The following is a 22,649-nucleotide window of genomic DNA, read 5'->3' on the forward strand; positions in this document are numbered from 1 at the left end:
CCCGAGGGTGCGGATCTCCGTGATCGGGTGCGGCTACCTGGGTGCCGTCCATGCCGCCTGCCTGGCCCGTCTCGGCCACGAGGTGGTCGGTGTCGACGTCGTCCCCGAGCAGGTCACCGCGCTGGCAGGGGGCCTGGCTCCGTTCCACGAGCCCGGCCTCGAGGGGCTGCTCGGCGAGACGCTGGGGTCCGGCCGACTGACCTTCACGACCGACCCGGCGTCCTCGGCCGGTGCCCGGGTGCACTTCGTCTGTGTCGGCACTCCCCAGCGCAGGGGCGAGTACGCCGCGGACCTGAGCGCCGTGCGCAGTGCGGTGGAGGGCATCCTCCCGCTGCTGACCCCCGGTGACCTGGTGGTGGGCAAGTCGACGGTGCCGGTGGGGACGGCCGAGATGCTGTCCGAGCGGGTCCGCGAGGCACAGCCCGAGGCGGAGCTGGTGTGGAACCCGGAGTTCCTGCGGGAGGGGCACGCGGTTGCGGACACGCTGTCGCCGGACCGGTTGGTCTACGGGGTCGCCGACGTGGAGGGCCGGGAGCAGGCCCAGGCCGCGGTGAAGCTGCTGGACGAGGTGTACGCGGAGGCGATCGCGGCGGGGACGCCGCGGATCGTGACCGACCTGGCGACCGCGCAGCTGGTGAAGGTGGCGGCGAACAGCTTCCTGGCCACGAAGATCAGCTTCATCAACGCGATGGCCGAGCTGTGCGAGGCGACCGGGGCGGACGTGGTGGCGTTGGCGGATGCGATCGGCCACGACGCGCGGATCGGGCGGCGGTTCCTCAACGCCGGGGTCGGCTTCGGCGGTGGGTGCCTGCCCAAGGACATCCGGGCGTTCATGGCGCGGGCCGGTGAGCTGGGGGTGGACCAGGCGTTGACGTTCCTGCGCGAGGTGGACTCGATCAACATGCGGCGTCGGGTGCGGATGGTCGACCTGGCCCGGGAGGTGTGTGGTGGGTCGATCGTGGGGCGGCGGATCGCGGTGCTGGGGGCGGCGTTCAAGCCCGACAGCGACGACATCCGGGACTCGCCGGCGTTGAACGTGGCCGCGCAGATGCAGTTGCAGGGTGCGCAGGTGCGGGTGACGGACCCGAAGGCGTTGGACAACGCGCGGAAGAGGTGGCCGGACCTGGCGTTCGCGGAGACCGTGGCGGACGCGGTCGCGGACGCGGAGGTGGTGATGGTGTTGACCGAGTGGCCCGAGTACGTCGGGCTGGACCCGGTCGCGCTGCGCGAGCAGGTCGCCACGCCCAGGCTGATCGACGGCCGCAACTGCCTCGACCCCGTCACCTGGCGGGCCGCGGGCTGGACCTACCGCGCCCTCGGCCGCCCCTGACGCTCTCCGGAGAGGTCAGCCCTTCGGCCGGGCCGGCCGGGTCGCGAAGAGGATGCCGGTCACGAGCAGCACGATGAACCCGGCCAGCCCCAGCAACAGCGGGACCACGATCCCGGCGATGATGCCGAGCGCGAAGTTGGCGATCTTCGGCGCCGGCCCGATCTCCACCTCGCCCCCGTCCGCCCCGGGGCCGCCGGCGAACTCGTCGACGCAGGTGACCTCCAGCCGCCCAGACCCCGGGTCGAACGTCGTCGAGCCGATCATCTGGGGCCCACGGGTGGCGCGGGTGAAGTCGGCGCCGACGTCGTCTTGGGGGATCACCTGCCCGGACTCGGAGTCGACGATCGTGCACGTGGTGGTCAGGAGCTCCTCGGTCCACAGCATCCGGTCACCGTCGGTGCCCACCGAGACCTGGTGAGGCCGCCCGTCCACCGGCACCGAGTCGTCGGTCGAGAAGAACCCCGACAGCGTCCACCAGAACAGCCCGACGCCCGCCCCGACCGCGGCCACCAGCAGGAACACGCCGACCGCGAACCACCACCCGCTGGGGCGCGGCTTGCGGGGCGGGGTCGGCACGGCGCCGGGCACCCCGGCGTACGGTGGGGGAGTCGAGGAGGCCATGTCCCCATCTTGGCGCATGGCCGATTTTCTGCGCGACGTCCTCGTCTGGCAGAATCGGCCGCTGTGTCCTGCGCGCCCGGACCCTCTCATCCGGTCGCGGCAGTGCCCATCGAGTTCGTCGGCGCCGGACCCCACCCGCGCGCCGACCCTCACCGACATCCAATTCCTGAGGAGACACCACAAACGTGGCCGTCAAGATCCGCTTGAAGCGCCTGGGCAAGATCCGGGTGCCGCAGTACCGCATCGTCGTCGTCGACTCCCGCAAGAAGCGCGACGGCCGGGTGATCGAGGAGATCGGCAAGTACCACCCGAAGGAGGACCCGTCCTACATCGACGTCGTCTCCGACCGGGCGCAGTACTGGCTCGGTGTCGGCGCGCAGCCGACCGAGGCCGTCGAGGCCATCCTCAAGATCACCGGTGACTGGCAGAAGCACAAGGGCCTGCCCGGCACCGAGGGCACCCTGAAGACCGCCGCGCCCAAGCGCGACAAGCTCGACGTCTTCAACGAGGCGCTGGCCGAGGCGCACAAGGGCGACACCGGCGAGGCCGTGACCAAGAAGGCCGCCAAGAAGGCCGAGCCCAAGGCGGAGAAGGCCGAGCCCAAGGCGGAGGAGGCCCCCGAGGCCGCTCCGGTGACCGCCGGCCAGAGCCCTGAGGACGCCACCGTCGAGGCCGAGGCGGCCGAGACGGCCGACGCGCCCAAGACGGACAGCTGAGCATCATGCTCGCCGACGCGCTCGAGCACCTGGTCCGGGGCATCGTCGAGCACCCGGACGACGTCCGGGTGCGCGACAAGCAGCTCCGGCGCGGCTCCCTGCTCGAGGTCCGGGTCCACCCCGACGACCTCGGCAAGGTGATCGGCCGGGGCGGCCGCACCGCCTCGGCGTTCCGCACGGTGATCGGGGCACTGGCCGGCAGGGGCGGCGCCCGGATCGACTTCGTCGACGTCGACCGCGGCCGCTGAGCCCCGGACGCCGCACGAGTACACACGCATGGGTGCCGCCCTCCGGGGCGGCGCCCATGCGCCATTTCTGCACACCACCGAGGAGTCCAGTGCCCCCGCACACCCCTGAGCCGGACCACCCTGTCATCGACGTGGTCGTGGGCCGGATCGGCAAGCCGCACGGCATCCGCGGCGAGGTGACCCTCGACGTCCGCACCGACGAGCCCGAGCGACGGTTCGCGACCGGTGCCGTGCTGCGCGCCGTCCCTCCGCCCGGATCGGCCAGCACGCTGCGCTCGCTGACCGTGACCGCCACCCGCTGGCATCAGACGGTGCTGCTGGTCACCTTCGCCGAGCTGCCCGACCGCAACGCCGCCGAGGCCGCCCGTGGGATCGTGCTGCACGCCGAGGTCCCCGCCGACGCCACCCCCGAGGACCCCGACGAGTACTACGACCACCAGCTGGTCGGGCTGGCGGCGTACGACGTCGACGGCACGGCGCTGGGCGAGGTCACCGCCGTCGTCCACGGCGGCGCCCAGGACCTGCTCAGCGTGCGCACCCCCGACGGCCGCGACGCCCTGGTTCCCTTCGTGAAGGCGCTGGTGCCCGAGGTCGACCTGGCCGCCCGGCGGGTCGTGGTGGCCGACCGCCCCGGGCTGGTCCGTCCCGGACCCGACGACGAGTGAGGCCCCTCCGGTGCGGTTGGACTACCTGACGATCTTCCCCGACTACCTGGCCCCGCTGGAGCTCTCGCTGGCCGGGAAGGCCCGCTCCGCCGGCCTGCTCGACATCCGGGTGCACGACCTGCGGCGCTGGACCCACGACCGCCACCGCACCGTCGACGACACCCCCTACGGCGGTGGCGCCGGCATGGTGATGAAGCCCGAGCCGTTCGGCGAGGCCTTCGACGAGCTCGGCCTCGACGGTGCGACGCTGGTGGTGACCACACCGTCGGGCGAGCCGCTGACGCAGGCGCTGGCGCGCGACCTGGCGACCCGCAAGCGACTGGTGTTCGCCTGCGGCCGCTACGAGGGCATCGACCAGCGGGTCCTCGACCATGCCGCCTCCCGCACCGAGGTGCGGGAGGTGTCGATCGGCGACTACGTCCTCAACGGCGGCGAGGCGGCCGCGCTGGTGATCACCGAGGCCGTGGTGCGGCTGCTGCCCGGGTTCATGGGCAACGCCGAGTCGCTGGTCGAGGAGTCACACGAGGGCGGCCTGCTGGAGTACCCGGTCTACACCAAGCCGCCGTCGTGGCGCGGCCTGGACGTGCCGGGGGTGCTGCGGTCCGGCGACCACGGGGCGGTCGCCGACTGGCGCCGTGACCAGGCCGAGCGGCGCACCGCGGCGCGCCGACCCGACCTGCTGCACCCCAGCCGGGTCGTCGACGACTGGCGGATCGTCCCGGCCGTGCGTGCCGACGCCGCGGAGATCCTCACCCTCCAGCTCGCCTGCTGGGTGACCGAGGCCATCGTCAACGACGACCTCACGATCCCGCCGCTGCACGAAGGGCTCGCCGACGTCGAGGGTTCGCTGCAGGAGTGGGACACCTACGTCGTGCGATCCGCCGGACGCCTGGTGGGCTCGGTGCGTGGACGGCTGGACGGGCAGACGTGGGAGATCGGCCGGCTGATGGTGGCGCCCGATCTGCGCGGCCGCGGGCTGGGCCGGCTGCTGCTCGAGCACGCCCAGCGGACCGCGCCGGCCGAGGCGACGGCGTACCGGTTGTTCACCGGCAAGCACAGCGTCGACAACCTACGGCGATACAAGAAGGCCGGCTTCTCGGTGCGCGAGACGCTGCCGGGGCGCTCGGGGCCGGTGGTGCTGACCAAACGTCGTCGCTGAGCAGGCCGCGAGCCCGGGCCGCTGGTTTTCCGGCGGCCGTTGCCGTGTGGCAGACTTGCTCCTCGGCCATGTCGGCCGAAGGACCGCCCCGAGGATCACACGGGGGGTCTGCGTCGGGCTCCTGCCACAGGGGGAGCATGACGCCGCCGGCCACCACGACGGGCCGCACGCACCGCCCACCCCTACCGCGGCTGACCTGTGGCACTCGCGAGGAGAGACATGACCCACAAGCTTGTCGCCGAGATCGGCAACGCAGTCAAGCGCGACGACGTCCCCGACTTCCGCGCCGGAGACACCATCAAGGTCCACGTGAAGGTCGTCGAGGGCAACCGCTCCCGTGTCCAGGTGTTCCAGGGTGTCGTCATCCGGGTGCACGGCCACGGCGTCGGCCGCACCTTCACGGTGCGCAAGGTCTCGTTCGGCGTGGGCGTCGAGCGCACCTTCCCGCTGAACTCCCCGATCTTCGAGCAGATCGAGGTCGTCACCCGCGGTGACGTGCGCCGCGCCAAGCTCTACTACCTGCGCAACCTGCGCGGCAAGGCCGCCAAGATCAAGGAGCGCCGCGAGGCCTGAGGTCGGCTCCGCCCACCGGTTCCTTAGACTCAGCGCGTGACCACCGACGACCGCGACCTCGATCCAGTCGAGCCTCTCGACCCGGACCGGGGGTCGCGGTCGTCGCGTCTGCGCAGGTCGCGGGGGCCGAGGGCCGGTGACGCGGCGGCTCGACCCGCCAAGAGCAAGAAGCACCTGCCCATCTGGCAGGAGACGATGCTGCTCCTGGGCGTCGCGCTGGTGCTGGCGATCGTGCTGAAGGCGCTGTTCGTGCAGGCCTTCTACATCCCGTCGGAGTCGATGGAGCCGGGGCTGGTCGAGAACGACCGGATCCTGGTGCAGAAGGTGTCCTACTGGTTCGGCGGCGAGCCCGAGCGCGGCGACGTGGTGGTCTTCAAGGACCCGGGCGACTGGCTCGACGACAGCCTCAGCGCCGGCCCCGAGAACCCGGTCACCGAGGTGATGGCCCGGATCGGGCTCTACCCCTCCGGCGGCCACCTGGTGAAGCGGGTCATCGGTGTCGAGGGCGACGTCATCGAGTGCTGCGACGCCGAGGGGCGCATCTCGGTCAACGGGGTGCCGCTCAACGAGGACGACTACGTCCTGCAGGACCCCGGCGTCGAGTGCCGGGGCCCGATGATCCCCAGCTGCAACTGGAAGGCCGGACCCGTGCCGGAGGGGCACATCTTCGTGATGGGCGACAATCGGGGCCACTCCGCCGACTCCACCAAGCACATGTGCCGCAAGGACGAGACCGACTGCGTCCCGGGCAACGAGTTCGTCGACACCGACCTCGTGGTCGGCAAGGTCTTCGTGCTGCTGTGGCCGCGCGACCGCTTCACGTGGGTCTCGCGTCCCGAGACGTTCGCCGACGTGCCGGACGCCTCCTGACCCCGCGCCACCGGGCCATGAGCAGGCTGCCGCGAGGAGCCACCGTACGCCGCGACGCCGGGCTGTACGGCTACGAGCGCGCGCTGCGCCGCCACGGCATCGAGCCCGTCGCCGGCGCCGACGAGGCCGGCCGTGGTGCCTGCGCCGGGCCACTGGTCGCCGCCGCGGCGATCCTGCCGCCGGGCAAGGCCGGGATCATCCCCGGCCTCGCCGACTCCAAGCTGCTCACCGAGCGGGCGCGCGAGCGCTGCTACGGCGAGGTGGTGAAGCGGGCGCTCACCTGGTCGGTCGTGGTGGTGCCGCCCGCGGAGTGCGACCGGCTGGGCATGCACGTCGCGAACGTCGAGGCGCTGCGGCGCGCGGTGGCGCTGCTGGAGGTGACGCCCGGCTACGTGCTCACCGACGGGTTCCCGGTCGACGGGCTGCCGGTGCCGAGTCTGGCGATCTGGAAGGGCGACCGGGTCGCGGCCTGCGTCGCGGCGGCCAGCGTGCTCGCGAAGGTGACCCGGGACCGCCTGATGCGTGAGCTGGACGGTGAGTTCCCGGCGTACGACTTCAAGACCCACAAGGGCTACATCACCGACACCCACACCGCGGCCCTCCGCGAGCACGGCCCCTGCCCCCAGCACCGGATGCGGTTCGTCAACGTCCGGCGCGCTGCGGGACTCGAGCCGATGCCTGCCGTGCAGAATGGTGGACAGGAGCAGGTCGGTCGGGACACCCCACCGCCCGAGCTCGCCGAGACCGTGAGGGGGCGCCGATGAGCACCGAGGACCTCGAGAAGTACGAGGCCGAGATGGAGCTGACGCTCTACCGCGAGTACCGCGACGTGGTGCGCATCTTCAAGTACGTCGTCGAGACCGACCGCCGCTTCTACCTGTGCAACCAGGTCGACGTGAAGGCCCGCACCGAGGCGGGGGAGGTGTTCTTCGAGGTCTCGATGAGCGACGCCTGGGTCTGGGACATGTACCGCCCGGCGCGGTTCGCCAAGAACGTGAAGGTGCTGACCTTCAAGGACGTCAACGTCGAGGAGCTCAGCCCTTCGGACATCGATCCGCCGAAGTCGTAGTCATTTCGGGCTATTCGCACTCTGGGGGGCCCGACAGATAGGGACCTTCTGCCCTACCCTGCGAGGCGACTGGGGGAGTCGTCGGACAACAGGACGGGGAGTCGATGTCGGTCCGGGAGGCCAGACGTCGGCGGCAGGAGGGCGCGGCCGCCGTCGAGTTCGCACTGGTCGCGCCGCTGCTGCTGCTTCTGTTGTTCGGGATCATCAGCTACGGCTACATGCTGAGCTTCCGGCAGGCGCTGAGCCAGGGCGCGGCCGAGGGAGCGCGTGCCGCCGCGGTCACGCTCGACGTCGCCGGCGGGAGCAAGAAGGTCGAGGCAGCGCGGCAGGCGTTGAACGAGGCGCTGGGCAGTTACGGGGTCACGTGCGACGGCCCAGCGCTCAAGCGCGCCGGCACCCAGGTCGGCACCTGTGAGGTCACCGAAGCCGCCTGCTCCAACAACCACCATCGACAGTGCGCGACCGTGACGGTCGACTACCTCTACCGCCAGCACTCACTCCTGCCGTCCCTTCCTGGAATCGGCGCCGTCCTCCCCGAGCACCTGAAGTACAGCGCCGTCGCCGAGGTGAGCTGAACCGTGGGGCGCGGGTCTCGGCGTCAGGAGTCGGGCGCGGTGGCGGTGTTCCTCGCGGTGACCGTGAGCCTGCTCGTCATCGTCGCGGCCTTCGCCGTCGACCTCGGCATGCAGCGGGTTGCCCGCCGCGACATGCAGGCCCTCGCCGACGTGGTCGCCCTCGACGTGGCACGGTCGCTGGGCAACCGCACGGTGCAACAGCTCGCGGCGCAGTGGCCCTCGCTCCAGACACTGGCCGAGCAGAGCCGGGAGCGCAACAGCGACACCCTCGGGTCCCGACCCACCTTGACCGTGCGGGTGGGAGAGCTCGACGACGCCGGGTTCCGCGAGCTGACCGCCGCCGATGCGGTCCCGACGGCGGTCGAGGTCACGGCCCGGACCAGCGTGGACTTCAGCTTCACCAGCGGCGAGGGTGGTGCCGTGCGATCCGCGGTCGCCGTGCCGGAGTCGGTGGCCTGCTTCTCCGTCGGCGCCGTGACCGGTTCTGTGACTACCAGCGACTCTCCCATCCTGTCCTTGCTGAACGGGATCGTGGGGGTCGACCTGACGGCGATCAGCGCCGCCGGCGTCGCCGATATCGGCAGCGCGCGCATTCCCCTCCTCCAGCTGGCGCTCGCCCTCGGCGTCGGCGAGCTGGACCAGCTGCTGGATCTGGAACCCATCACGGTGGGACGGCTCGTGCTGGCCATGGCGACGGTGCTGGAGCGGGACTCTGCCAACACGGCCACCGTCGAGCTGCTGAACGGCCTGGCCACGCTGCCCGTAGGCGAGGTCCCACTGCGGCTCGCGGACATTCTTCGCATCGACCCCGATGCCGCGTCAGCCCTCCAGCTGGACGTCAGCGCGTTGCAGCTCCTGACGGCCACGCTCTTCGTCGCCGGGAAGGCGAAGACCGACGGATCCGAAGGCACGTACGCGAACGCCATCGGCGTGCCCTCGCTGACGCTCGCGGTGCCGCCCGCTGCACCGCTGATCCGGCTCACGGCCAGGATCGGGATCATCGAGCCTCCCACGATCGCCTGCGGCCGGGCTGCCCCCGAGACCGAGGCACAGAGCGCCCAGATCCGGCTCTACCTGCGAGGTGACGTGCTCGAGTCGGCGATGGACAGCCTCCCGGGGGAGATCGCCGGCGTGGCCCTCGCGGTGGACCTGGAGCTGGGACGCGCCACGGGTCAGCTCACCGCCATCCGGTGTGCCCCCTCTGGTGGGGTCGACGAGGCCGAGGTGAACGTGCAGACCGCGCTCCTTCACGTCGACGTAGACCTCGCCGTCACCCTGCCCGGCCTGAAGCCCACCGCCGAGGTCGACCACGCCGCCATCGGCTCGACCGCAGCCCGCACGGTCACCCTCAGCTGGACCGATCTCCAGGCGCCGCACTCAGCCACCGTCCCGGTCCGGGCTCCGCTCGCATCCCTCGGGCTGGCCTCGTTGGTGCCGGGGTTGAGCACCGACCTGTGGGTTGTCGACAAACTGCTGCTGGAACCCCTGACGGACCTCCTCATCAGACCTCTCCTGGTCGGGATCGATCTGGTCCTGACGCCCACTGTGAACTTCTTGGGTTCGCTGCTCGGGCTCGACCTGTCGGGGGTGGACGTCCGTGGAGAGGCGCGCCCGAACTGCCGGTTCTCGACGCTCCGCGGCTGACCGATCACCGCCAGGCGGCCGGCCGCGCGTTGTCCTCAGGTCGAGGCGGCTGTGGCCGATCGGGACCCGTAGGTCATCGGAACCACTTGACCTCCGCGGTGGTGGAAGGAGGCGTTCATGCTCGGCCGTGAGCGCTCCCTTCATCGCGGCCAGGGCGGCGCTGCGGCGGTGGAGTTCGCGCTCGTGCTGCCGGTGCTGCTGCTCCTCGTGTTCGGCATCGTGCAGTACGGCCTGTACTTCTGGGCCATGCAGGGCGGCAGCGACATCGCCCGGGACGCCGCGCGGCGCGCGGCGGTCGGCCAGCCGGCTAGCTGCGCCGCGTTCAAGAGCGGGGTGAGTGGCGACGTGGACGCCCTGGTCGGCAAGGCGCCCGCGGTCATCCGCCGCACCTACGTCAAGACCGACCCCACGCGGCCCACGATCACGGTAGGCGACGAGGTGACCGTGCGGATCGAGTTCACCAGCTTCGACTTGCGCCTGCCATTCCTCCCATTCATCGCCGATGGCCGGGTCACCTCCGAGGCGTCGGCACGAGTGGACTTCGTCCCTCAGCAGCCAGAGGTGTGCCCGTGAGGCTCCCCGTCGCCCGTCAGCGCCCCGAGCGCGGCGCTGTGGCCGTCATGGCGGCCGTGATGGTCGTGATGCTGTTCTCGGTGGCGGCGCTGGCGGTCGACCTCGGGAACGCGTGGGCCCGGAAGCGGGCCGTCCAGAAGCAGGTCGACCTCAGCGCGCTCTCCGCGGGCCACCTGCTGCCGATGACCAGCGCCAACAGGGACACGATCGCCGACGCGGTCGCCCGCTACCTCAACGACCCGGAGAACCGTGCGGGCGGTCAGCCCGTCGTGACTCGCGCGGCCCTCCTGGACGCGAACGAGGCCAACGGCGAGGTCCTCTTCATGAACAAGGCGGGCGAACCCTGCACGACGGAGTGTGTCCGGATGAGAGTCGTCTCTCCGCCTGCGGTCGTCGACTTCGGTCTGGCTGGGGCCATGGGGTTCTCCGACACCGTGGTGCAGAGGGACGCCTCCGTGCTGGTCGAGTCCGAGATCCCCGACCCCGAGGACGTGTTGCCGATCTGGCTGCCCAGCGGGTGTGCTGCCGGCCCTGCAGCCGGAGACACGACCGGTGGCACGGCCATCCCGACGAGCACGGCGACCCCGACGGCGACGGCGACCCCGACGGCGACGACGACCCCGACGGCGACGACGACGGCGACCCCGACGGCGACTGGCACGGAAGGCACCTCGCCCGGCACCCACCACTTCGCGGGCCCGGCGTTCACGGTGGCCCAGGGCATGGTCGCCACTCTGCAAGGCCTCACCATCAGCAGCATCCCGAGCAATGTCGACCGTGCTTCGGTGCGCTTCGTCGCACCGGACGGGCGGTACCTGGAGTACGCCGCGCAGGACCTCGGGAAGACCGACCCCCTCGTCGTCCCGGCATTCCAGGTGGGGCCGGAGGTCACCGACACTCCGGGGACCTGGCGGGTCTGGGCCCTGGTCCAGCACAAGAACGGCAAGTTCGACCCGGAGATCTCCCTCGAGTCCGTGCCCTTCCACGTCACCGCGAGCGGGGCGCCGGCACCGTCATCGACGCCCACGTCCGACCCGTCGAGCCCGCCGGCCGAGGACTCGACGACTGTGCCGATCAGCGTGCCGGTCGGCTGCGTCGGGCAGCAGCGCGGCAACTTCGGACAGCTGGACAGTCCGCGGAAGACCGGAGGGGGCCGCAACGCCCGGTTGGCCCTGAACACCGCGCTGGGCCTCGATCACCTGCTCGAGCCCTATGTCTTCCCCGCTGCGGTGCCGGAGACCAAGGAGTGCGAGTCGAGGACCGGCCTGCTGCCCGACGCTCGTCTGGACGACGTGGCACTGGACCGGCGCAACTGCATCAAGGGCGACACCGGTAACGACGGCCCGTCGCTCAAAGAGGGGCTGATCACCGGCGTCGACGGCCATCCGGGTCGCATCGCATCGCTTCCGGGACGCGCCACCGTGTGCTCGGGCCGTTCCGACATCTCGATGTCCGGGGTTGCCGTCAACAACGACGTGCTGTCCTGCTTCCTCCGCGGCGGCGCCACCCTCGCCTCGATCGCCGCCCGTGACGGGGTCACCCCCGCGATGCTCGATCAGTCCGTCGTCGAGTCTCCGCGGTTCGTCTGGCTGCCGGTGGTCTACGCCAATGATCGGGCCCAGAAGAACTTCCAGCCGATCCTCGAGTTCGTGCCCGGGTTCATCACAGACGAGGGCTTCTCCGTGGAGGGCGCGAACGTGCCGGCGACGAGCGCCAACGGCGTGGTCACCAACGGCGGAGGGCAGGTGCAGTCGGTGCAGGTGTTCGTCTTCAACGAGGACGCCATCGAGCTCGACGAGGGCGCGCCCACCACCGACTACCAGGCCCGCATCGACCGGACCATCGTGCGCCTCGTCGACTGAGCGCTTTCCACAGGCGGATGACCCCGCCGGTTGTCCACAGGCTCGTCGTCAGTGGGGCGCGCGTGGAGTACTCGCGGCGGCAGGCTTCCGGTTCAGGAGGTCAGCGACATGACGACGACAGCAGCGCAGCGACAAGCCCTGGGTGGCTACGGCGAGCGGGTGGCGGAGCGACACCTGGTGGGCCAGGGGTTGGTGGTGCTCGACCGCAACTGGCGGTGCGAGGCCGGCGAGATCGACCTGGTGCTCCGTGAGGGCTCGGTCCTGGTCGTCTGTGAGGTGAAGACCCGCAGCGGTCCCGAGGGCGGCACTCCGCACGAGGCGGTGACCGACGAGAAGCTGGACCGGCTGCGCCGGTTGGGCGTGCTGTGGGCCCAGGCCCACGACGTGCACCCGCAGGACACTCGGGTCGACCTGGTGGCGGTGCTGCTCAGCGCCCGCGGCGCCGCTCGGGTCGAGCACGTACGCGGGGTCGGCTGAGATGCCGTTCGCGACCGCCCACACGGTCTCGTTGCGGGGCGCGCTGGGTCACCTGATCGACGTCCAGGCCGACGTCTCGCCCGGACAGGTCGGCACGACACTGGTCGGCCGCGCCGACGTCGCGCTGAACGAGGCGCGCGACCGGTGCCGGATGGCGATCATCAACAGCGATCTGGAGTGGCCGGCCACCAAGCGGATCACGATCCTCCTGGCGCCCGCCGACCTGGCCAAGAGCGGCACCCACTTCGACTTGGCCATCGCCGTGTCGGTCCTCGCCGCCTGTGCACAGGTGCCCCGGGCAGAGCTCGCGGCGACCGCGTTCATCGGTGAGCTCACACTGGCCGGTGGACTGCGCTCGGTGCCCGGTGTGCTGCCGATGGTGCTGGCGGCCTCGGCGCGCGGCATCCGGCAGGTCTACGTGCCCGAGCCGCAGCTTCTTGAGGCCGCCATGGTTCCGGGGATGACGGTGTTCGGGCTCCGCTCCCTCGAGCAGGTCGTCGCCCAGCTGCGCCGGGAGAACGTCCCCGAGGCGCCGCCGGTGGCGCCGATGTCCGGCAGCCGACTGCTCGCGTGGCGCGGTTCGGAGCGGCATGACGAGGTCGACATGCGCGACCTGTTCGGTCTGGCCGACACCCGCTACGCGATCGAGGTTGCGGCCGCCGGCGGCCACCACCTCATGCTGTCCGGACCGAAGGGTGCCGGCAAGACGAGCATCGCCGAGCGGATCCCCACCGTGCTGCCCGATCTGACGCCCGAGGAGTCCCTCGAGCTCACCGCCATCCACTCCCTGGCCGGAGCCTTGGAGCCCGGCGACGAGATGATCCTCCGCCCTCCCTACGCGGCGCCACACCACGACGCCAGCAAGGCCAGCCTGCTCGGCGGCGGCAGCGGCCAGGTGCGGCCCGGCGAGTTGAGCCGGGCGCACTGCGGGGTGCTGTTCTTGGACGAGTTCCCGCTCTTCCGCACCGACGTGATCGAGGCGCTGCGGCAGCCGCTCGAGACGGGCGAGGTCACGATCGCACGCCGCGACGAGCTGGTCACCCTGCCCGCTCGCGGCATGGTGGTCTTCGCGAGCAACCCCTGCCCCTGCGGCAACTACCACGCCAGCGCTCGGGAGAACTCCTGCACCTGTCCGGAGACCAAGCGACGCGACTACCAGCGACGGGTCACCGGCCCGGTCGCCGACCGGATCGACATCCTTCGACACGTCGCCCCACTGCGTCCGCACGAGCGCGACGATCCGCTGCAGCAGCCGGAGTCGTCCGCGCGGGTTCGAGAGCGCGTCGCCGAGGCCCGTGCCCGCCAGCACGAGCGCTACACCGGACGCAGTTGGCGGCTCAACGCCCACGCACCCGGGCAGGCGCTGCGCGAGGAGTGGCCACTCAGCGACCAGGCGCGGCGGCTCCTCGACGACGAGGTGTACGGCGGGCGGCTGAGCAGCCGTGGCGCCGTCCGGGTGCACCGGCTCGCCTGGTCGGTCGCCGACCTGCGTGGAGTCGAGCGGCCCGGACGAGACGAGGTCGACGTCGCGATCCGGCTGCGCCGCGGCGACCCACTCCTCCTGGCGACCCTCGATCGGCGGACCGGATGAGCGCCCCCGAGGACGAACGGCTCGCCAGGGTGGTGCTCAGCCGTGTCGTCGAGCCCGGCGACGTGCGCACCACCGGCTTGGCCGCCGAGCTCGGCGCCACCAGGCTGCTCGAGGTGCTGCGCGCCGACGACACCGACCACACGCTGTTGACCGACCTCGAGAGCCGGGCCGGTCCGGTCGACCCGGTTCGCGAGCTCGAGCGGGCCGCACGCCTCGGGATCCGGTTCGTGATCCCCGGCGACGCCGAGTGGCCGGCCGGCCTGGAGGACCTCGCCTGGGCGCAGCCGGTCCAGGAGCGCGGCGGCGTCCCCCTGGGGTTGTGGGTGAAGGGTGAGATGCGGCTCGACGAGCTGGCCGGGTCGCTGGCCATCGTCGGCTCCCGCACCGCCACCTCCTACGGTGGCGCGGTGGCCGCCGAGCTGGCCGCGGCCGGCGCCCGGGCCGGGGTCCCGGTGGTCTCGGGCGCCGCCTACGGCATCGACCAGGCCGGTCACCGTGGCGCTCTCGCCGCCGGCGGCCGCACGGTCGCCGTGCTGGCCTGTGGCGTCGATCGGCCCTATCCGTCGGGTCACAAGGTGCTGCTCGACCACATCCGCAACGCCGGCGCCGTGGTCTCCGAGGCCCCGGTGGGCTGGGCACCCATGCGGGTCCGGTTCCTGGCCCGCAACCGGCTGATCGCTGCGCTCACGCGCGCCACCGTCGTCGTGGAGGCGGCGCTGCGCAGCGGTGCGTTGAACACCGCCAACTGGGCGACCCGGCTCAACCGCACGCTCCTCGGTGTCCCGGGCCCGGTCACCAGCGCCCCGTCACAGGGAGTGCACCAGTTGATCCGCAGCGGTGCCGCCGGCCTGGTCACGAGCGGCGAGGAGGTGCTGGAGAGCCTCGGATCGGCAGGCGCCCACCTGCTCACCGATCCGCGTGGCCCCGAACGTCCCCGGGACCGGCTGACCACCCGGCAGCAGCAGGTGCTCGACGCGGTGCCGGTCAGTCGAGGGGCCAGCACCGACTCCATCGCCCGCGCGGCCGGCGTCGGGATCCGGGAGGTGCACGGTGCCCTGCTCCGGCTCCAGCACTGGGGATTCGTCCGACTCGACCCGGTCGGCTGGCGGCTCGCCGACCAGGCTCACCGGTGACCCCCGACAGCGAACCTATGCTCGTCGGGTGAGCGTCGCCGAGGACCCGCCCGACCCGGCGGAGTTCGACCTGCTTCCAGAGCGGATGACCCGTGCCCTGGCCGACTACGAGCGCCACCTCGCAGTCGAGCGCGACCTCAGCCCGCACACCGTGCGGGCCTACCTCACCGACGTGGCGGGCCTGCTCGAGCACGCCCGTCGGCTGGGGCAGACCGACCCCGCCCAGCTCGACCTGCGCACGCTGCGCAGCTGGCTGGCCAAGCAGCAGACCCTGGGCCGCTCCCGCAGCACCATGTCGCGCCGAGCCACCGCGGCCCGGGTGTTCACCTCGTGGCTTCAGCGCAGCGGTCGCGCCGCCACAGATGTGGGCGCCACCCTCGCCTCCGCCAAGACCCACCGCACCCTGCCGCCGGTGCTGCGCGTCGACGAGGCCTCCGGCCTGGTGCAGGCCGCCGTGCAGGCGGCCGACGACGGCAGCCCGGTCGGCGTCCGCGACATCGCGATGATCGAGCTCCTCTACGCCACCGGGATCCGAGTCGGCGAACTGGTCGGCCTCGACGTCGACGACGTCGACCGGGACCGCGGCGTGGTCCGGGTGCTCGGCAAGGGCCGCAAGGAGCGGTCCGTGCCGTTCGGTCGACCCGCGGCGCGGGCACTGGAAGTCTGGCTGCGCGAGGGGCGCCCGGCCCTGCTCGCGGACGGGGCCGGGGGAGCCCTGTTCCTGGGCGCCCGGGGGCGACGCATCGACCAGCGTGCGGTGCGGACCGTCGTGCACCGGCGCATCGCGGAGGTGCCTGGGGCGCCCGACATCGGCCCCCACGGGCTGCGTCACACCGCGGCCACCCACCTGCTCGAGGGCGGCGCCGACCTCCGGTCGGTGCAGGAACTGCTGGGTCACGCCTCCCTGGCCACCACGCAGCTCTACACCCACGTCAGCACCGACCGGCTGCGGCGGGCGTACCGGCAGGCGCACCCGCGGGCCTGACCGGGTTGGTGTGGCTTTCCGCTGCGCGGGGCTTCGTGGTGTTGGTGAGCCTGGGTGTGGTTGTGGGTGGGGCGGGTCGGCTGCACCGGAGGGGGCCCCGGCCGGCCAACCACCCGCTCCGCTCGTTCCTCACGGAGCGGGGGCCAGGCCCATCCACGGCCGTCCGGGGGCCCCCTCCGGCTCCGCCGCCCCACCCCGCGCCCGGCGCCGGGCTCACCGACCTCGGGTGGGAGGGAGTGTGCGGCTCCGCCGCATGACCCAACCGGCCGTGACCGGCGAAGCGCTCGGCCCTCAGGGCGGTGGAGAACACCCCGCGCCATCAGGTCGCGTGGTTCATCGGGCCGCGACCTCGCCGACCCGTCCGGCATTCCCGGAGGAGCGAAGCGGGGGAGGGAATGGCTGACGGGTCGGGGCACCCCCAGACCACGGCGACGTGCCCACCCACGGTGACCAACAGAGGGTTGGTCTGAAGCCCAGCCACAGGCAGCCGTCAGGGGCCCGCCCCTCCCACCAACCCGCGGCCCCCCAGACCACGGGTGAGGTCCCCGCCCGCGGTGGCCAACAGACGGTTGGTCTGAAGCGCGACCACAGGCAACCGCGAGATGACCACCCCTCCCATCAACCCGCGACCCCAGGCCACCGGCGAACCGGCTTGCGACGGTGACCACCAGCGGGCTCGCGTGACCACCCACCACGAGCGGCGGGTCAGCGGACTCGTCACCACGCGCGCACCAGGGCATGCAGAGGCCTCCAGTGGGCGTACGGGGAGCGGGGGAGTGCCGAGACCACGACCGGAGCGTCCCTCCAGAGTGGCAGCAGCCGCACCGGCCCCCCGCCCACGAGCCGGAGCGGGTCGAGGTAGGTCTCGCCCTCGAGCCAGCCCCAATGCAGGCAGGCGCGGGGGAAGCAGTGGGAGCCGGACAGTTGCAGCGCTCCGATCGGCGTGCCGGCGTCGAGCCGGTCGCCGACCGCGACCGAGGCGGCGACGGGCTCGTAGGTCGTGCGAGTCGCACCATGCCCGACCACGACCACCCCGCGGCCGGCGAGCTGCCCGGCGAAGGTCACCTTGCCGGGCAGCGCGCTGTGCACCCGCTGCCCGGGCCGCCCGGCGAGGTCGACGCCGCGGTGCCCGGCACCCCACGGCTCGTCGGGCGGGTCGAAGCCGCGCTCCACGGCGGGCTCGGGACGCAACGGCCACTCGCCGACCGGGTCGGTCTCCGACGTGGCCGGCGGGAGCGCGGGCTCTGGCGGCGCCGATTCCGCTGCCGCGCTCACCGGTGCCAACCCGAGGATGACGACGAGCAGGAGCGCATGCGCCTGGACCCGACCCAGCCGCTGCCGACGGGGCGGGTCGGGAGTCGAGGCGCCGGTGCGAAGATGGGGGGCGGTCATCTCGCCAGGCTGCATCGCCCTCGGCCAGCGCCACGAACGGGCCGGGTGGGGCCTGTGGACTGCGCTCTCCGGGGCTCTCCTGTGGACGACGCTCGGATTCGCCGTGCGAGCCGGCGTCGACTAGGCTGGCGGACGCAATCCGCATGGATTGACTTCGCACGCACACAGACCGCGACGGGGCCGGCTTCTCAGGTTCCGATCACCCGTGGGCGACGACCTTCAGTCCCGGCCTCCTCGGCTCGGGTCGGGTCGCGCGTGGGCGTCAGGGCGACCGGCACCCGCCGGCCGCGACAACTGAGAACCCCGGCCCGCATCTTCGCGTGCGTGCCCCCACCAGGAGAAGAACCCCCATGGCAGTCGTGACCATGCGCCAGCTCCTCGAGAGCGGCGTCCACTTCGGACACCAGACCCGACGCTGGAACCCGAAGATGAAGCGCTTCATCATGACCGAGCGCAACGGCATCTACATCATCGACCTGCAGCAGTCGCTGGCCTACATCGACCGCTCCTACGCCTTCATCAAGGAGACGGTGGCCAAGGGCGGGACGATCATGTTCGTCGGCACCAAGAAGCAGGCGCAGGAGGCGATCGCCGAGCAGGCGACCCGCGTCGGCATGCCCTACGTCAACCAGCGCTGGCTGGGCGGCATGCTCACGAACTTCCAGACCGTGCACCAGCGGATCAACCGCCTCAAGGAGCTCGACGAGATCGACTTCGACGACGTGGCCGGCAGCAGCCGCACCAAGAAGGAGCTGCTGCAGATGCGTCGCGAGCGCGACAAGCTGAACAAGTCGCTCGGCGGCATCCGCGAGATGTCGCGCACCCCCTCCGCGGTGTGGATCGTCGACACCAACAAGGAGCACCTCGCCGTCGAGGAGGCCCGCAAGCTGCGGATCCCGATCGTCGGCATCCTCGACTCCAACTGCGACCCCGACGTGGTCGACTTCCCGATCCCCGGCAACGACGACGCCATCCGTGCCGTCGGCCTGCTCACCCGCGTGGTCGCCGACGCCGTCGCCGAGGGCCTGATCGCCCGCTCCGGTGCCAAGGCCGGCGCCGAGGGCACCACCCAGGAGCCCCTGGCCGAGTGGGAGCGCGAGCTGCTGGCCGGTGACGCCGAGCAGGCTGCGGTCGCCGCCACCGGCGGCGAGGCCGGCGACGCGCCGGCGTCCGAGGCCACCGGCGCCGCCGCCGAGGCCGCCGAGACCCCGGCCGCCGAGGCTCCGGCCGCGGAGGCCGCTGCCGAGACCCCGGCTGCGGACGCCGCCGCCGAGGCTCCGGCCGCCGAGGCCGCTGCCGAGGCCCCGGCCGACGAGACCGCCCAGGCCTGAGTCCTCTCCAGGTGCCCGACCCGTGGGTCGGGGCACCACTGGGAGCGGCTCCCACTGACCGAACCGGACCGACAGGGAAGAACACCATGGCGAACATCTCCGCCGCCGACGTCAAGAAGCTCCGCGAGCTCACCGGCGCCGGCATGATGGACTGCAAGAAGGCGCTCACCGAGGCCGAGGGCGACTTCGAGAAGGCCGCCGAGCTGATCCGCATCAAGCTGGGCAAGAAGATGGCCGAGCGCGGCGCCGAGCGCGAGGCCTCCGCGGGCCTGGTCGCCACCTCCGGCGGCGCGCTGGTCGAGCTGAAGTGCGAGACCGACTTCGTGGCGAAGGGCGACGACTTCGTCGCCGCCGCACAGCAGATCGCGGACGCGGCCAACGAGGCCAAGGCCGGCGACACCGACGCCCTCAAGGCGGTCGCCCTCGGTGACAAGACCGTCGGGGAGGTCGTCGAGAACCTCGCGATCACCATCGGCGAGAAGATCGAGCTCGGCCGGGTCGCCTACTTCGACGGCCCCGTCGTCGCCTACATGCACAAGCGTGCCGCGGACCTGCCGCCGGCCGTGGGCGTGCTCGTCGAGTACTCCGGCGAGGAGCAGGGCGCCCGGGGAGCCGCGATGCAGATCGCGGCCATGCGTCCCCGCTTCCTCACCCGCGAGGAGGTGCCGGCCGACGTGGTCGCCAAGGAGCGCGAGATCGCCGAGGCCACCTCGCGTGAGGAGGGCAAGCCCGAGCAGGCGATCGCCAAGATCACCGAGGGCCGGCTGAACGGGTTCTTCAAGGACGTCGTGCTCCTCGAGCAGCCGTCGGTGACCGAGAGCAAGAAGACCGTCAAGGCGGTTCTCGACGAGGCCGGCACCACCGTCCAGCGCTTCGCTCGTTTCGAGGTCGGAGCCTGATCGGTTAGGTTGCGCACCAGACGTTGGGAGGAGGCCGGTCCGATGACTCAGACACTGATCATCGGACCGGCCTCCTCACGTCGGGGCAGCGCGGCGCAGCTCACCAGCCCCTCCACACCTTCCACGAAAGGCCGTCCGTGACCGGATACCAGCGGGTCCTGCTCAAGCTCTCCGGTGAGGTGTTCGGAGGCGGCCGCGTCGGCGTCGACCCCGACGTCGTCCAGAAGGTCGCGCGCGAGGTGGCGGCGGTGGTCCGGGCAGGCGTGCAGGTCGCCGTGGTCACCGGGGGCGGCAACTTCTTCCGGGGGGCCGAGCTCCAGCAGCGCGGCATGGACCGGGTCCGTGCCGACTACATGGGCATGCTCGGCATCGTGATGAACTGCCTGGCTCTCCAGGACTTCCTGGAGAAGGAGGGCATCGAGACCCGCGTGCAGACCGCGATCACCATGGGGCAGGTGGCCGAGCCCTACATCCCCCGGCGGGCGATCCGGCACATGGAGAAGGGGCGCGTGGTCATCTTCGGCGCTGGCATGGGCATGCCGTTCTTCTCCACCGACACGGTGGCCGTGCAGCGGGCCCTGGAGAGCCGCTGCGACGTGGTGCTGGTCGCCAAGAGCGGGGTCGACGGCGTCTACACCGCCGACCCGAACCTCGACCCGACCGCGACCAAGTTCGACGAGCTCAGCTACGACGAGGCGATCGCGCGCGGCCTGAAGATCATGGACCAGACCGCGTTCGCCCTGTGCGGGGAGAACAAGCTGCCCATGGTGGTGTTCGGGATGGAGCCGGAGGGCAACATCCTGCGGGTCGTCCAGGGTGAGAAGATTGGCACGCTGGTCAGCGCCGGCTGAGCCGGACGGCGGACGACAGACCCGTCGCTGACCCGACAGACCGCCGGTCCACTGGCACCGGCACGACGAGACGAGAGCACAGGAGCCCGGCGTGATCAACGACATCCTCAACGAGGCCGACACCAAGATGGACAAGTCGGTCGAGGCGACCCGCGAGGAGTTCGCGGCGATCCGCGCGGGCCGCGCGCACCCGAACATGTTCAGCAAGATCATGGTCGACTACTACGGCACCCCCACCCCGATCCAGCAGCTGGCCTCGTTCACCGCACCCGAGGCCCGGGTCATCTTGATCTCGCCCTTCGACCAGGGTGCGATGAAGAACATCGAGAGGGCGATCCGCGACTCCGACCTGGGGGTCAACCCCGCCGACGACGGCAAGCTGATCCGGTGCGTGTTCCCCGAGCTCACCGAGGAGCGGCGCAAGGAGTACATCAAGGTCGCCCGCCACAAGGCCGAGGAGGGCCGGGTGGCGGTGCGCAACCTGCGCCGCACCGCCAAGCAGCACCTCGAGAAGCTCGAGAAGGACGGCGAGGTCGGCAAGGACGACGTCACCGGTGCCGAGAAGCGACTCGACGGCATGACCAAAAAGCACACCGACGCCATCGACGAGATGCTCAAGCACAAGGAGAGCGAGCTGCTCGAGGTCTGAGGGCCGGGACAGACACTCTCCATGACCGACACCACCCCCGCGGCGGCGCCGCAGAAGGACCACGGGCGCGCCGGCCGCGACCTCAAGGCGGCCTTCGCGTCGGCCATCGTCCTGCTCGCAGCGATCGCGGCGTCACTGGTCTTCTGGAAGACCGCGTTCATGCTGATCGTCGCGGCCGCGGTCGTGGTCGCGATCTGGGAGCTCGGGCGCGGCTTCCGCGCCAAGGAGATCGACCTGCCCGAGCAGCCGCTGATGCTCGGTGGCGTGGTCATGGTCGTGGTCGCCTACTTCTGGGGCGCGCCGGCCCTGGTGACCGCCACGGCGGTCACGGCCCTGGCGGTGATGCTGTGGCTGCTGCGACGAGGCATCGACGGCTACGTCAAGAACGCCACCGCGTCGGTTTTCGCGCTGGTCTACGTCCCGTTCCTGGGCTCGTTCGTGGCGCTCCTGCTCGCCGAGGGCGGGGCGCTCGACCGGGGTGGGCTCGACGACGCCGGGGTGAAGGCGATCCTCACGTTCATCCTGGTGACGATCGCCTCCGACACCGGTGGCTACGCCGCCGGGGTGCTGTTCGGCCGGCACCCGATGGCGCCGGTCATCTCGCCGAAGAAGTCGTGGGAGGGCTTCGCGGGGTCGGTGCTGTTCACCGCGGCCGCGGGCTGGGGCCTGGTCACCTGGCTTCTGGACGGCGACTGGTGGGTCGGCATCCTGTTGGGCCTGGTCGCGGCGGTGATGGCGACGCTGGGCGACCTGTGCGAGTCGGTGATCAAGCGCGACCTCGGCATCAAGGACATGAGCCACGTGATCCCGGGCCACGGCGGCCTGATGGACCGCCTCGACTCGTTGCTCGCCACTGCCGCGCCGATCTGGCTGCTGCTGCACTACCTGGTCTTCTGAGCCGGCTCCGCCCGCAGCCCGCGACACACCCCGCCGTCTTTGCACCGAGCGCATCGGCCGGTGCCATGCTGGCCCCATGGACAGCACGCGAGGCGGGGACTCGCTGGAGCAGCCCGCCGAGGCGCCGGCCCCCGCGGTCGGACCTGCCCCGGACGCAGCCTCCCCCGAGGAGACCGCCGGCGACCCCACCTCGTCCAGTGAGGCCGCGGCTCAGCCGCCCGACTGGTGGCACCGCGACCACCCGACGTTCACGCCGCTGAGCGGCTTCTTCACCGGGCTGCTGTTCATCCTGCTGGTGCCCGGCACGTACGCCGCTGTGCTGGGCGCGCTGTTCGACACCGACACCGCCGAGTCGCTGTTCCCGTTCGTGCTGGTGACGCTGGCGGTGCCGGTCACCTTGGTGGTCGTGCCGCGCACCCGCACCTTCGGGCGCTACATGGCGCTCGGCGTCGTGGCGACCGCTCTCGTGGTGGGCGGGGTCGCCGCCGCCGTGCTCTGGTACCTGGTGAATTACCGCAGCTGACCACCCCCGAGGGATG

25 protein-coding genes and 1 pseudogene are annotated in these 22,649 nt (G+C 71.7%); 24 read left to right on the forward strand and 2 right to left on the reverse strand.

Features of this window, described 5'->3' with window-relative positions; translation table 11 throughout:
- The first annotated feature begins 7 nt into the window (after positions 1-7).
- Complete coding sequence (locus D6B71_RS04060; RefSeq protein WP_121252283.1) at positions 8-1,330, forward strand: UDP-glucose dehydrogenase family protein; 1,323 nt, start codon at positions 8-10, stop codon at positions 1,328-1,330.
- Between the two features lie 15 nt (positions 1,331-1,345).
- Here D6B71_RS04060 and D6B71_RS04065 read toward each other — a convergent pair whose 3' ends face one another.
- Entirely contained in the window at positions 1,346-1,951 is a 606-nt protein-coding gene (locus D6B71_RS04065) for a hypothetical protein (protein ID WP_121252285.1), read from the reverse strand.
- A gap of 185 nt (positions 1,952-2,136) precedes the next feature.
- On the opposite strand from D6B71_RS04065, the gene rpsP reads away from it, so the two are divergent.
- The 17 genes and pseudogenes from rpsP (at position 2,137) to D6B71_RS04145 (ending at position 16,091) form a co-directional block, all read left to right on the forward strand.
- Positions 2,137-2,667 (forward strand): 30S ribosomal protein S16, encoded by a 531-nt coding sequence (gene rpsP / locus D6B71_RS04070; RefSeq protein WP_121252287.1) that lies wholly within the window; start codon positions 2,137-2,139, stop codon positions 2,665-2,667.
- 5 nt (positions 2,668-2,672) lie between these two features.
- Positions 2,673-2,915, forward strand: coding sequence for an RNA-binding protein (locus tag D6B71_RS04075; RefSeq protein ID WP_121252289.1), 243 nt, complete (start codon positions 2,673-2,675; stop codon positions 2,913-2,915).
- Between the two features lie 89 nt (positions 2,916-3,004).
- Positions 3,005-3,580: a ribosome maturation factor RimM gene (rimM, locus tag D6B71_RS04080; RefSeq protein ID WP_240641063.1), complete on the forward strand. Its 576-nt coding sequence runs from the start codon at positions 3,005-3,007 to the stop codon at positions 3,578-3,580.
- A 10-nt stretch (positions 3,581-3,590) separates the two neighbouring features.
- Entirely contained in the window at positions 3,591-4,739 is a 1,149-nt protein-coding gene (gene trmD, locus D6B71_RS04085; RefSeq protein WP_121252291.1) for a tRNA (guanosine(37)-N1)-methyltransferase TrmD, read from the forward strand.
- Between the two features lie 219 nt (positions 4,740-4,958).
- On the forward strand, positions 4,959-5,312 hold the full coding sequence (rplS, locus tag D6B71_RS04090) for a 50S ribosomal protein L19 (RefSeq protein WP_121252293.1): 354 nt from the start codon (positions 4,959-4,961) through the stop codon (positions 5,310-5,312).
- Between the two features lie 36 nt (positions 5,313-5,348).
- On the forward strand, positions 5,349-6,182 hold the full coding sequence (gene lepB / locus D6B71_RS04095; protein WP_121252295.1) for a signal peptidase I: 834 nt from the start codon (positions 5,349-5,351) through the stop codon (positions 6,180-6,182).
- A 17-nt stretch (positions 6,183-6,199) separates the two neighbouring features.
- The gene (locus D6B71_RS04100) at positions 6,200-6,946 is read left to right on the forward strand and encodes a ribonuclease HII (RefSeq protein ID WP_121252297.1); all 747 of its coding nucleotides are present in this window, start codon (positions 6,200-6,202) and stop codon (positions 6,944-6,946) included.
- A complete protein-coding gene (locus D6B71_RS04105) occupies positions 6,943-7,251 on the forward strand; it encodes a DUF2469 domain-containing protein (RefSeq protein WP_121252299.1) in 309 nt (102 codons plus the stop codon). Before D6B71_RS04100 ends, D6B71_RS04105 begins: the two co-directional genes overlap by 4 nt.
- A gap of 104 nt (positions 7,252-7,355) precedes the next feature.
- Positions 7,356-7,826: a TadE/TadG family type IV pilus assembly protein gene (locus D6B71_RS04110; RefSeq protein ID WP_121252301.1), complete on the forward strand. Its 471-nt coding sequence runs from the start codon at positions 7,356-7,358 to the stop codon at positions 7,824-7,826.
- A 45-nt stretch (positions 7,827-7,871) separates the two neighbouring features.
- Positions 7,872-7,988: pseudogene (locus D6B71_RS23890) on the forward strand (pilus assembly protein TadG-related protein); the annotation flags it as partial.
- Positions 7,989-8,123: 135 nt separating this feature from the next.
- Entirely contained in the window at positions 8,124-9,470 is a 1,347-nt protein-coding gene (locus tag D6B71_RS04115) for a Tad domain-containing protein (RefSeq protein ID WP_240641064.1), read from the forward strand.
- A gap of 117 nt (positions 9,471-9,587) precedes the next feature.
- The gene (locus tag D6B71_RS04120; RefSeq protein ID WP_121252305.1) at positions 9,588-10,043 is read left to right on the forward strand and encodes a TadE/TadG family type IV pilus assembly protein; all 456 of its coding nucleotides are present in this window, start codon (positions 9,588-9,590) and stop codon (positions 10,041-10,043) included.
- Positions 10,040-11,905: a pilus assembly protein TadG-related protein gene (locus D6B71_RS23060; RefSeq protein ID WP_121252306.1), complete on the forward strand. Its 1,866-nt coding sequence runs from the start codon at positions 10,040-10,042 to the stop codon at positions 11,903-11,905. The genes D6B71_RS04120 and D6B71_RS23060 overlap by 4 nt, the downstream gene beginning before the upstream one ends.
- 108 nt (positions 11,906-12,013) lie before the next feature.
- Entirely contained in the window at positions 12,014-12,382 is a 369-nt protein-coding gene (locus D6B71_RS04130; RefSeq protein ID WP_121252308.1) for a YraN family protein, read from the forward strand.
- A gap of 1 nt (position 12,383) precedes the next feature.
- Positions 12,384-13,973: a YifB family Mg chelatase-like AAA ATPase gene (locus D6B71_RS04135; RefSeq protein ID WP_121252310.1), complete on the forward strand. Its 1,590-nt coding sequence runs from the start codon at positions 12,384-12,386 to the stop codon at positions 13,971-13,973.
- On the forward strand, positions 13,970-15,106 hold the full coding sequence (gene dprA / locus D6B71_RS04140) for a DNA-processing protein DprA (RefSeq protein ID WP_121252312.1): 1,137 nt from the start codon (positions 13,970-13,972) through the stop codon (positions 15,104-15,106). The genes D6B71_RS04135 and dprA overlap by 4 nt, the downstream gene beginning before the upstream one ends.
- 85 nt (positions 15,107-15,191) lie before the next feature.
- Positions 15,192-16,091, forward strand: coding sequence for a tyrosine recombinase XerC (locus D6B71_RS04145; protein WP_121252934.1), 900 nt, complete (start codon positions 15,192-15,194; stop codon positions 16,089-16,091).
- Positions 16,092-16,808: 717 nt separating this feature from the next.
- Here D6B71_RS04145 and D6B71_RS04150 read toward each other — a convergent pair.
- Complete coding sequence (locus tag D6B71_RS04150) at positions 16,809-17,483, reverse strand: M23 family metallopeptidase (RefSeq protein WP_121252936.1); 675 nt, start codon at positions 17,481-17,483, stop codon at positions 16,809-16,811.
- 350 nt (positions 17,484-17,833) lie between these two features.
- Here D6B71_RS04150 and rpsB point away from each other — a divergent pair, with 350 nt between their 5' ends.
- From rpsB to D6B71_RS04180, 6 genes are all read left to right on the forward strand, one after another.
- Positions 17,834-18,814, forward strand: a complete 981-nt coding sequence (rpsB, locus tag D6B71_RS04155) for a 30S ribosomal protein S2 (RefSeq protein ID WP_121252314.1) — start codon at positions 17,834-17,836, stop codon at positions 18,812-18,814.
- Positions 18,815-18,900: 86 nt separating this feature from the next.
- Positions 18,901-19,713, forward strand: coding sequence for a translation elongation factor Ts (gene tsf, locus D6B71_RS04160; protein WP_121252316.1), 813 nt, complete (start codon positions 18,901-18,903; stop codon positions 19,711-19,713).
- 137 nt (positions 19,714-19,850) lie between these two features.
- Entirely contained in the window at positions 19,851-20,564 is a 714-nt protein-coding gene (pyrH, locus tag D6B71_RS04165) for a UMP kinase (RefSeq protein WP_121252318.1), read from the forward strand.
- Positions 20,565-20,658: 94 nt separating this feature from the next.
- The gene (gene frr / locus D6B71_RS04170) at positions 20,659-21,213 is read left to right on the forward strand and encodes a ribosome recycling factor (RefSeq protein WP_206051581.1); all 555 of its coding nucleotides are present in this window, start codon (positions 20,659-20,661) and stop codon (positions 21,211-21,213) included.
- Between the two features lie 21 nt (positions 21,214-21,234).
- Entirely contained in the window at positions 21,235-22,110 is an 876-nt protein-coding gene (locus D6B71_RS04175) for a phosphatidate cytidylyltransferase (RefSeq protein ID WP_121252322.1), read from the forward strand.
- A 76-nt stretch (positions 22,111-22,186) separates the two neighbouring features.
- A complete protein-coding gene (locus tag D6B71_RS04180; protein WP_206051553.1) occupies positions 22,187-22,633 on the forward strand; it encodes a hypothetical protein in 447 nt (148 codons plus the stop codon).
- Positions 22,634-22,649 lie beyond the last annotated feature (16 nt).

Source organism: Nocardioides ferulae (assembly GCF_003660455.1).
Taxonomy (GTDB): Bacteria; Actinomycetota; Actinomycetes; order Propionibacteriales; family Nocardioidaceae; genus Nocardioides; species Nocardioides ferulae.